The sequence below is a fragment of the Polymorphospora sp. NPDC051019 genome, assembly GCF_040683055.1.
Classification (GTDB): domain Bacteria; phylum Actinomycetota; class Actinomycetes; order Mycobacteriales; family Micromonosporaceae; genus Polymorphospora; species Polymorphospora lycopeni.
On record NZ_JBFBCH010000014.1, the window covers coordinates 99,165 to 110,556 of the forward strand.

General features: G+C 72.4%; 4 protein-coding genes. 3 read left to right on the forward strand and 1 reads right to left on the reverse strand.

Going from position 1 to position 11,392, the window contains the following annotated elements; all coding sequences use genetic code 11:
- Nucleotides 1-3: 3 nt before the first annotated feature.
- Genes AB0M79_RS23425 through AB0M79_RS23435 form a run of 3 tightly spaced genes read left to right on the forward strand, consistent with a single transcriptional unit; the run spans nt 4 to nt 10,297 of the window.
- Nucleotides 4-1,590 (forward strand): MBL fold metallo-hydrolase, encoded by a 1,587-nt coding sequence (locus AB0M79_RS23425; protein ID WP_364217334.1) that lies wholly within the window; start codon nt 4-6, stop codon nt 1,588-1,590.
- On the forward strand, nt 1,587-2,654 hold the full coding sequence (locus AB0M79_RS23430) for a hypothetical protein (RefSeq protein WP_364217336.1): 1,068 nt from the start codon (nt 1,587-1,589) through the stop codon (nt 2,652-2,654). Before AB0M79_RS23425 ends, AB0M79_RS23430 begins: the two co-directional genes overlap by 4 nt.
- Before the next feature lie 5 nt (nt 2,655-2,659).
- Complete coding sequence (locus AB0M79_RS23435) at nt 2,660-10,297, forward strand: amino acid adenylation domain-containing protein (RefSeq protein WP_364217338.1); 7,638 nt, start codon at nt 2,660-2,662, stop codon at nt 10,295-10,297.
- Nucleotides 10,298-10,449: 152 nt separating this feature from the next.
- Here AB0M79_RS23435 and AB0M79_RS23440 read toward each other — a convergent pair whose 3' ends face one another.
- Complete coding sequence (locus AB0M79_RS23440; RefSeq protein ID WP_364217340.1) at nt 10,450-11,217, reverse strand: hypothetical protein; 768 nt, start codon at nt 11,215-11,217, stop codon at nt 10,450-10,452.
- Nucleotides 11,218-11,392 lie beyond the last annotated feature (175 nt).

The window sequence follows — 11,392 nt, forward strand, 5'->3', positions numbered from 1 at the left end:
GCGATGAGCACCGAACCGCTGTACGTGAAGCCCAACGTCCGCATCGAAGGGCTGGTCAACCAGTTCGTCGCCTGGACGCACGTCTACACCCCGGTCTCCGGTGCGATGAACCTCGCCAACCTGCTCTTCCCGATCATGGACTCGTTCGTGCAGCGCCCCGAGGTGCACGCCGCGGCCGTGGCCAACCCGAAGATGAAGGGCGGCTTCTTCGTCAACGCCGACCTGTCCCGCGTCGACGAGGTACGCGACCTGCGCGACCGGATCGCCCGCGACGACGCGGCCGCCCTCGCCTTCGCCGGGGCGATCAAGGGCGCCGAGGACCTGCTACGCGCCCAGGCCACCGGCTACGACCTGTCACCGCTGTACGCCCAGCTCCCGCCCGAGCTGCGCGGCTACGTCGAGCTGGTCTACGACGTCAACCACCACCCGTCGCTGCGCTTCCTGGAGCCGCTGCTCTACCGCAGCCCGGTCTTCCGCCGGGACCGGGAGGCGATCGAACTGTCGCTCGACGACGGCAGCGAGCCGCCGTTCATCCTGAGCACGCCGCGCCTGGAGCACCCCGACCACCTCCAGCTCCCGCTGCGGCTCGACCACGCCGGCATCGACGAGCTGTTCGCCACCCGGACCGCCCCGCGCTCCTTCGACGAGATCGGCAAGGCGCTGGAGATCGGCACCGGCGAGCAGGAGCGGCTGCTGCGCACCCTGCTCACCACCGACGCGGCCCTGCCCGCCGACCGGCACATCGACGGCGGCGGCCGGATCCGCTACTTCGGCCACGCCTGCATCCTGCTGCAGACCCCGTCGGTGTCCATCCTGGTCGACCCGTTCATCAGCTCGAACCCCGCCGCCGGCGACCGGTTCACGTACGTCGACCTGCCCGACAAGATCGACTACGTCCTGATCACCCACGCCCACCAGGACCACGTCGTGCTGGAGACGCTGCTCCAGATCCGCCACAGGGTCGGCACCGTCGTGGTGCCCCGCAACGGCGGCGGGCACCGGCAGGACCCGTCGATCCGCCTCTACCTGGAGCAGGTCGGCTTCACCGTACGGGAGGTCGACGACTTCGACGAGCTGGCCTTCGACGGCGGCCGGATCGTCGCCGCGCCGTTCTTCGGCGAGCACTGCGACCTCGACATCCGGGCCAAGAGCAGCTACTGGGTGCACCTGGCCGGCAAGGGCGTCTTCATCGGCGCCGACACCTCCGGCCTGGAGTCCGAGCTCTACCACCGGATGCGGACCGGGATCGGCGAGACCGACCTGGCGTTCATCGGCATGGAGTGCGACGGCGCCCCGCTGACCTGGCTCTACAGCTCGCTGTTCACCCAGCCGGTGCCGCGCAAGATGGCCATCACCCGCAAGCTGTCCGGCTCCAACGCCGCCCAGGCCACCGGCATCGTCGACCAGCTCGGCGCCAAGGAGGCGTACGTCTACGCGATGGGCCAGGAGGACTGGCTCCAGCACGTGATGGCGACCAGCTACACCCCCGAGTCGTACCAGCTCCTCCAGGTCGCCGAGTTCCTCGACAACTGCAAGCAGCGCGGCGTGTACGCCGAACACCTGCTGGTCCGCAAGGAGCTGCGCTGGTGAACACCGCCGTCCCGGTGACCGCCGCCCCCTTCGCCCTCGACGCCGCCCCGACCGGGGCGGCCCGTCTCCAGGTCCGGGTCCTGCTCGACACCGGACCGACCGCCGACGAGGTCGACCGGATGGAGGCGCTGTTCGACGGGTGCGGCATGGCCGCGTACGCCGAGGGCCACTCGTACGGCGGGCCGCCACCGACGTCGGCGTTCCTGATCGTGCTCAACATCCCGCTCGCCCCGTTCCTGGACACGTTCGCCGGCACCGGAACCGACGCCGGCACCGGCACCGAACCGGACACCGTCGGCGACGGGGCGGCGCGCCTCGCCGCCGTCGTCCGGACTTTGCAGGCGATGCGGGCCGACGAGGAACTGTGGGGCCGCCCGCACGGCGTCAAGCTCGAGGACTCGCACAGCGGCCACGGCGTACTGCTGGAGGCCGGGCTGCCCGACGCCGCGTACGACGCCCTGCTCGACCTCGACCTGTCCGGCCTCGACCAGTGGGCGATCCCGGTGCAGCTCGAATGGCATCCCGCCCTGCACACCTGGCAGGCCCGGCTGACCACCGTGCCGCGCCGGTTCGCCCGCCGGGTGCCGCTGCGCGCCCGGGCCGCCGACAGCCCGCGCGCCCGCCAGTGCGACGACGCCGAGATCGGCGAACTGTGGCGGCTGGCCGGCAGCGCCGAGGTGCCGGCCGTCACCTGGCAGCGGGCGCAGATCGTGCTGCTCAGCGCCCAGGGCTCCAACATCGCCTCGATCGCCCAGCACACCGTCACCGGCGCCGGACGGGTCCGCGCCGTCATCCGCAACTTCAACGACGACGGGTTCGCCTCCTTCGACCCGGGCTACGACCGTGGCGAGCGGCCCCAACCGACCCCGGCCGAACTGCGCGACGCCCGTGCCGTCGCCGCCCGCGGCCCGGCCGCGTACGGCCTGACCGGCCCGGCCTGGGACGTCGCCACGCTCGGCGACTTCCTGGTCCGCGAGGGCGTGGTCGAGGATGTCGACCCCGACTGGCTGGCCGCCCTGCTCACCGGCACCGGCACCGACCACCTGCATCGAGACGGGATTTGACACCGATGAACGCGGAGATCACTGACCCGGCGCGCAACGACGCGGACGCCCGCCGCGAGGCGCTCATCCGCCAGCGGCTCGCCGGCGGGCGGACCGGCCGCCGGGACACCATTCCCCAGGTCGACCGGGGCGGCCGGCTGCCGGTGTCGTTCGGCCAGCAGCGGCTGTGGTTCCTCACCATGCTCGACCCGCGCAGCCCCGAATACCTGGTGCCGCTGGTCCTGCGGGTCACCGGCGAACTCGACGTCGCCGCCCTCGGCGAGGCGTGGCGCCGGCTGGTCACCCGGCACGAGGTGCTGCGCACCCGCTACCAGCTCGCCGACGCCGAACCGGTCCAGGTGATCGACGCACCCCCGGCCGGCTCCGCGATCCGGTTCACCGACCTGACCGACCTGCCCGCCGCCGAACGCGACCGCCGCGCCCTGGACCTGGCCGCCAGCGACGCCGCCGAACCGCTCGACATCGGCCTGGAACACCCGGTACGCGTGCACGCGATCCGGCTCGCCCCGGACCGGCACCTGCTCGCCGTCGTCTTCCACCACATCGCCTGCGACGGCTGGTCGATGGGCGTGTTCATCAACGACCTGTTCACCCTCTACCTGCACGCCATCGACTCGCCGCAGGCACCCGCCCTGCCCGAACCGGCCGTGCAGTACGTCGACTTCGCCGCCTGGCAGCGTGGCCGGCTCGCCGGCGACGAACTCGACCGGCGGCTCGGCTACTGGCGCGACCACCTCGCCGGACTGTCGCCGCTGGAACTGCCGACCGACCGGCCCCGCCCCACCAAGCGGGACTGGGCCGGCGACCGGGTGCTGTTCACCGTGCCGGCCGACCTCACCGGGCGGCTCCGGGAACTCGGCCGGAGGCACGACGCCACCCTGTTCACCGTCGGCGCCACCGCCTACCAGGTGCTGCTGTCGCGCTACAGCGGCCAGCGGGACATCTCGGTCGGCAGCGCCGTCGCCGGCCGCGGCCGCCCCGAGGTCCGCAACCTGATCGGCTTCTTCCTCAACACCGTCGTGCTGCGCGCCACCTGGACCGGCGACCCGACCTTCGCCGACCTGCTGCGCACCAACCGGCGTACGGTCCTGGACGCCCTGGAACACCAGGAGGCCCCGGTCCAGTTCCTCGTCGACGACGTCGACCGCAAGCGCGACCGGTCCCGTACCCCGCTCTTCCAGGTCATGTTCGACATGGCCGAGTCGGCGCCGTCGGCGTTCACCATGCCCGGCCTCGACGTCGAGGCCGTCGACCTGGTCGGCGCGGTCGCCAAGCACGACCTGCGGCTGGAGTTGACCGAGCAGGGCGACGGGTCGCTGCGCGGCGTCCTGGAATACCCGACCGCACTGTTCGACCGGGCGACCGTCGAACGCTTCGCCGGCCACCTGCTCACCCTCTTCGACTCGGTCACGGCGGCCCCCGAGCGCACCCTGTCGGCCCTGGAGATCCTCGACCCGGGGGAGCGGGAGCTGCTGCTCGGTGCCGGACCGGCCCCCGCCGGCCAGCCGGCGCCGCGCCCGGTCACCGCCGCCGTCGCCGAACACGCGCGGCAGCGCCCGCACGAGACCGCCGTCGTCGCCGGCACGGACCGGCTCACGTACGCCGAACTGCACGAGCGGGCCAACCGGATGGCCCACCACCTGCGCGGGCGCGGCATCGGCCCGGGCAGCGTCGTCGGCGTGTGCCTGGGCCGTGGCGTCGACCTGCTGCCCACCCTGCTCGGAGTCTGGCGGGCCGGCGCCGCGTACGTGCCGGTCGACCCCGGCGACCCCGCCGAACGGGTCGGCTACGTGCTGCGTGACGCCGGCGCGGCCCTCGTCGTCACGCAGACCGCCCATGCCGGCGTCACCGCCGCCCACGGCGGCGCCGTCCTGCTGGTCGACGCCGACCGGGCCGCGATCGACGCCGAACCCGCCACCGACCCGGCGGGGGAGCCGGACCCGGACGCGGTCGCCTACCTGATCTACACCTCGGGCAGCACCGGCCGCCCCAAGGGAGTGCTGGTCAGCCACCGCGGCCTGGCCAACTACCTGACCTGGGCCGCCGACGCCTACCTGACCACCGACGGGCGCGGCGCCCCGCTGTTCTCCTCGACCGCGTTCGACCTGGTCGTCACCACCCTCTACCTGCCGCTGCTGGCCGGCCAGCCGGTCCACCTGCTCCCGGCCGACCTCGCCGTCGGCGACCTCGGCCGCGCCCTGGCCGACGCCGCCGCCGACGGCCCGTTCAGCTTCATCAAGCTGACCCCGGGCCACCTCGACGTGCTCACCCACCAGCTCACCGCGGAGCAGGCCGCCCGGCTCGCCGGCCACCTCGTCGTCGGCGGCGAGGGCTTCGCCAGCCGGCTCGCCGACCGCTGGTGGGACCTCGCCGCCGGCGGGAAGACCCGGCTCGTCAACGAGTACGGCCCCACCGAGAACACCGTCGCCAACGTCGCGTACTTCGCCGACGGGCCGCCCGCCGACCCGGCCGCCGTCGCCGAACTGCTCCCGATCGGCCGCTCCATGCCGGGCACCACCGCCTACTGCCTCGACGCCGAGCTGCGCCCGCAGCCGGTCGGTGTCGTCGGCGACCTCTACCTCGGCGGCGTCCAGCTCGCGCACGGCTACCGCAACCTGCCGGCGGTCACCGCCGAACGGTTCGTCCCCGACCCGTACGGCCCGCCCGGCGCCCGCCTCTACCGCACCGGCGACCGGGCCCGGGTCCTGGCCGGCGGCGACATCGAGTTCCTCGGCCGCGTCGACGACCAGATCAAGGTCCGCGGCTACCGGGTCGAGGCCGGCGAGATCGTCGCCGTGCTGCGCCGGCACCCGGGCGTACGCGACGCCGTGGTCACCCTGCGCGGGACCGGATCGGCCGGCAAGACCCTGGTCGGGTACGTCGTCACCACCAACCCCGACGCGCTGCCGATCGCCGACCTGCGCGCGATGCTGGCCACCGCCCTGCCCGAATACATGGTCCCCACCCACCTGGTGGCGCTGACCGAGCTGCCGCTGACCAGCAACGGCAAGACCGACCTCGCCGCGCTGCCCGACCCGGACCGGGGCACCACCTCCACCGAATCGGAGCTGGTGGCACCGCGTACCGCCGCCGAGGAGCAGGTCGCCGCCGTCCTGCGGACCGTGCTCGGCATCGCCGAGGTCGGCGTCGACGACGACTTCTTCGACCTCGGCGGCGACTCCCTGTCGGCCGTCGCGCTCGTCGGCGACCTGCGCGACGCCGGCCTCGACATCGCCGTCGACGACGTCTTCGCCCACCCGACCGTCGCCAAGCTCGCCGAACTCGCCGCCGAGCGCCCCGCCGTCACCGGGGCCCGCACCGGCGTCGCGCCGTTCGCCCTCATCTCCGACGAGGACCGGCGGAAACTGCCCGCCGACGTCGAGGACGCCTTCCCGGTCTCGATGCTCCAGGCCGGCATGGTCTTCGAGATGATGGGCGGCGGCGAGGTCAACTACTACCACAACGCCACGACGTACCAGATCCGCGACGACGCCGAGTTCTCCGTTCCCGCGTTCGAGGCCGCCGTACGCCTGCTCGTCGAGCGGCAGGAGGTGCTGCGCACCGGCTTCGACCTGATCGGCTACTCCCAGCCGCTGCAGCTGATCCACCGCACCGCCCACCTGCCGACCAGCGCCGTCGACCTGCGCCACCTGACCGTCGCCGAGCAGGACGAGCAGATCCGCCAGCGGATGGCCGCCGAGCGGGCCGACCTGTTCGACCTGGCCACCCCGGCCCTGCTGCGGCTGCACGCCGTCGTACGCTCCGACACCGCCTGGGCTCTGGTCATCACCGAGTGCCACCCCATCATGGAGGGGTGGAGCTACCACATGCTCCTGATGGAGCTGCTCACCTACTACCGGCAGATCCGCGACGGCCAGCCGCCGCAGGCGGCACAGGACCTCGGCATCCGGTTCGCCGACTTCATCGCCGCCGAGCAGGCGTCGCTCAACTCCGAGGACGACCGCGGCTACTGGCGCCGTACCGTCGAGGGCGCCGCCCGGCTCGCGCTGCCGCCGGGCTGGGCCACCGGTGACGGCCCGCGCGGCCCGCTGCGCGTCGAGGTGATGTTCGCCGACCTCGAGGACGGCCTGCGGACCCTGGCCAAGGCGGCCGAGGTCCCGATCAAGGCGGTCCTGCACGCCGCGCACCTCAAGGTGATGAGCATGCTGACCGACGAGCGCCGGTTCTTCGGCGGCCTGGTCTGCGACACCCGCCCCGAGGTCGCGAACGCCGACCGGCTCTACGGCCTGTTCCTCAACACCGTCCCGTTCCCGTTCGAACTGACCGCGCCGACCTGGCGCCAACTGGTCAAGGACGTCTTCGCCCAGGAGATCGAACTCTGGCCGCACCGGCGCTACCCGATGCCGGCCATGCAGCGCGAGCTGTCCGCCAACCGGCGCCTGGTCGACGTCATGTTCAACTACCTCGACTTCCGCACCGTCGACATGGACCTGGTCGACTTCGCGGCCAGCATCGACGACAGCCAGATCGAGTTCAAGCTCTCCACCACCGTCTTCCGGCAGGGCCTGATCAACCTGCGGATGCACCCCGACGCGGTCAGCCGCGCCAACGGCGAGCGGCTCGCCGCCATGTACCGGCTGGTTCTCGCCGAGATGGCCGCCGACCCCGACGGCGACGCGCTCGCCACCTACCTGCCCGCCGACGAGCGCCGCCGGCTGGTCACCGAGTGGAACGACACCGCCGTACCGCGACCGGCGACCGACCTCGCCACCCTCTTCGAGCGCCAGGTGGCCGCCGCCCCGGCGGCGACCGCCGCCGTCCTCGCCGACGGTACGACCGTCAGCTACGCCGAACTCGACGGCCGGGCCGATCGGCTCGCCCGGCACCTGCGCGGGCTCGGCGTCGGGCCGGAGCAGTTCGTCGGCATCTGCGTCGAGCCCGGCCTGGAGATGCTGGTCGCGGTCCTCGGCGTGGTCAAGGCCGACGCCGCCTACCTGCCGCTGGACCCGGCGCACCCGACCGAACGACTGTCGTACGTGCTGCGCGACGCCGGGGTGTCGGTCCTGCTCACCCAGGAGCGGCTGGCCGACGACCTGCCACCCTTCATGGGACAGGTGCTCAACCTGGACACCGACTGGCCGGAGATCGCCGCCGCGGACGGGCCCGCCGTCACCCGCACCGCCGGCCCGGACAGCCTCGTCTACGCCATCTACACCTCCGGCTCCACCGGCCGCCCCAAGGGCGTCATGATCACCCATGGCGGCCTGCACAACTACCTGACCTGGGCGGTCGGTGCCTACACCGGACCGGACGGCACCGGAGCCCCGATGCTCGGGTCGATCGCCTTCGACCTGGCCGTCACCAACCTGCTGGTGCCGCTGGTCGCCGGCCGCCCGGTCACCCTGCTGCCACCCGGCGGCGAGGTCGAGGCGGTCGCCGGCATGCTCGCCGCCCCCGGCCGGCTCGACCTGGTCAAGCTGACCCCCGGCCACCTCGACGTGCTGCGCGGGCTGCTGCCGGCCGGCGGCACCGTCGACTCGGTCGGCACCTTCGTCGTCGGCGGCGAGCAGTTGCCGCTGGAGACCGTCCTCGCCTGGCAGGAGCTGGCCCCGTCGACCCGGATCGTCAACGAGTACGGACCGACCGAGACCGTCGTCGGTTGTGTCGTCTACGACGTACCCGAGGGCGTCGACCGCACCCAGCCGGTCGCGATCGGCCGCCCGATCGACAACACCCGCCTCTACGTGCTCGACCGCAACTTCCAGCCGGTGCCGGTCGGCGCCACCGGCGAACTGTTCATCGGCGGTGCCGGGGTGGCCCGCGGCTACCACGGCCGGCCCGAACTGACCGCCGAACGGTTCGTCCCCGACCCGTACGCCACCCGGCCCGGCGCCCGCCTCTACCGCACCGGTGACCTGGCCCGCTACCGCGCCGACGGCAACCTGGAGTTCCTCGGCCGGGCCGACGACCAGATCAAGATCCGCGGTTACCGGATCGAGCCCGGCGAGATCGAGACCCGGCTGCTGGCCCACCCCTTCGTCACCGAGGCGGTCGTGGTCGCCCACACCGACGCCGACGGCGACCGGCGCCTGGTCGCGTACGCCGCCGGCACCGGCGAGCAGCCGTCGAGCACCGCCCTGCGCGACTTCCTGCGCGAGACCCTGCCGGACTACCTGGTCCCGGCCACGTTCGTGCTGCTCGACGCGCTGCCGCGCAGCGCCGCCGGCAAGGTCGACCGCAAGGCGCTGCCGTCCCCGGACGGTGCCCGCGCCGACCTCGGCACCGAGTTCGTCGCCCCGCGCACCGCGACCGAGCGGCGGCTCTGCGAGATCTGGGAACGGGTTCTCGGCGTCGAGCGGATCGGTATCCACGACGACCTGCTCGACCTCGGCGCCGACTCGCTGAGCGGGCTGCGGGTCGTCGCCGCCGCCACCGACCTGGGCCTGACCATGTCGCCGATGGACGCGATAGCCTTCCCGACGATCGCCCAGCTCGCCCGGCACCTGCTCGGCGGCGGCACCGAGGAACTGGACCGGATGCTGCGCGCCGACTCGGTGCTCGACCCGGCGATCCGGCCGGCCGGGCCGCCGGCCGACCCGACCGGGCCGGTGCTGCTCACCGGCGCGACCGGCTTCGTCGGCGCGTTCCTGCTGCGCGAACTGCTGGACCGGATTCCGAACCGGATCGTCTGCCTGGTCCGCGGCACCTCCGACGAGCAGGCCCGGGAACGGCTGGTCGCCGCGCTGCACCGCTGGTCGGCGTACCACCCGCAGGTCGAGAGCCGGGTCGACGTGGTCGCCGGCGACCTCGGGGCGCCGCACCTCGGGCTGTCCGCCGACCGGTTCGCGGAGCTGGCCGGCACCCTCGGCGCCATCTACCACAACGGCGCCGACGTCAACGCCGTCCATCCCTACCAGGCGATGCGGCGGACCAACGTGGACGGCACCCGGGAGATCATCCGGCTGGCCTGCACCGGCCCGACCACGACGCTGCACCACGTGTCGACGATGTCGATCTTCAAGGCCGACGCGTTCGACGAGTGGATCGACGAGTCCAGCCTCCAGGTCGAGCCGCCGTCGTCGATGTCCAACGGCTACGGCCAGAGCAAGTGGGTCGCCGAGAACCTGGTCCGCGAGGCGTCCCGGCGCGGCCTGCCGACCACCATCCACCGGATGGCGAAGGTCTCCTGGGACACCGTCACCGGCACGTCCAACACGGCCGACCAGTTCAACCGGCTGATCGCCGCCGCGGTCGAGGTCGGGGCCGCCCCGGACTTCGACTACTCGATGACGCTGACCCCGGTCGACCGGGTCGCCGCCGGCATCGTCGACATCGCCGGCCGCCCGGACGCGATCGGCGGCTGCTATCACCTGATCAGCCCGCACCAGGTGACGTGGCGGCAGATGCGCGACTGGCTGGCGGCGGCCGGCCACCCGCTGGCGGAGACCGACTACGCCAAGTGGCGGGAGGCGCTGGTGGCGCGCAGCCGGGAGCCGGGCGGCGAACGCCTGAACCCGCTGCTGATGCTGCTGCCCCGGGAACGGGACAACTTCGAGGTCGACGCCCTCGACGACGACTACGTCCCGCCGGTCCCGACCTGGTGGGCCCGCCACGGCGGCGAGATCGCCCCGATCGACCAGGAGGACTTCGCCCGTTTCCTCGGCCGGCTGGCGGGCACCTGAGTCGGGGGTACTCCGGTGCCGTGACTCGGCCCGGACGGTGAACTCCTGGTGGCGGGGGACCTCGTAGGGTCCTTCGGTCACCAGGAGTTCGGTCGTGCGCGGACCGCGGCCTCGCCGCAGATCACGGGAGGCCGCGGTTCCGGTGCCGGCCGTCAGCCGAACTGAACGGACCAGTTCACGCCGTCGAAGGTGGCGGTGGCCTTGGTCTCGCCGTCCGGGAACTGCAGTTCGTAGGGGCTGGTCAGAATGTCCTCGGTGACGACCGTGCCCGGCAGGTAACTGCCGAATGCCAGCCAGTAGGTCGGGGTGATCTCGAATTCGACGCCGGTGGCGGGCTGGGTCGGGACCACGAATGTTCCCGCCCCCGACATTCCGATGCCGACACTGCCCTGATCGGACGAATTCGGCCCCGGAACCGTGCCGTCCTGTTTGACGACAAGCGACCCGCCGGCGGCTCCCGACGTCGGCTTACCGAATTCGAAGCCGTCATCGATGTAGGAGAGCGAAACCGTGTTCGCGGTATCGAGATCAGCCGGAATGACCTGACCCGCGTCGTAGTTGACGCCGGGCTTGAGCGTTCCCGTCTGTCCCCAGACGAAGTTGTAGTCCACGTCCCACGTGAAAGTGACGCTGGTGCCCGCGTGGCACATCTTCGACAGCCAGGCCAGCGAGTGGACGTCCGAGGGCTGGCTCGGCTGCTGCTGGAACACGATGGCGTTCTCGTCGTCGATCGCGGAATTGTTGATGATCGTGACGCTGTACGACGTCGCGGCGAGATCGGCGCCGCCCCGGCTTCCCGACGCCGTGCCCGCCTCCGCGTACGCCGCGGGCGCCACTGCCGGGCCCAGCAGGGTCACGCCGACGGTCAGGCCCAGGGCGACAAGCCTTCTCCGTCGACCCGTCGACACTTTTCCCGCCATGTGTCCCTCCCCGGAACTCTGGGCGCCAAGATGCGTCGATGATGCGATCTGCATTGGCGTCAATGATTGCGCGGGCGCCTTATGTGGCGTCGGCTGAAAGAGTAAGGCGACTTAATCGATGATCGCAAGTATGTCCTTTGTGGGGGAAATGGCAGAAGGGGTATCTCGCTGGAGG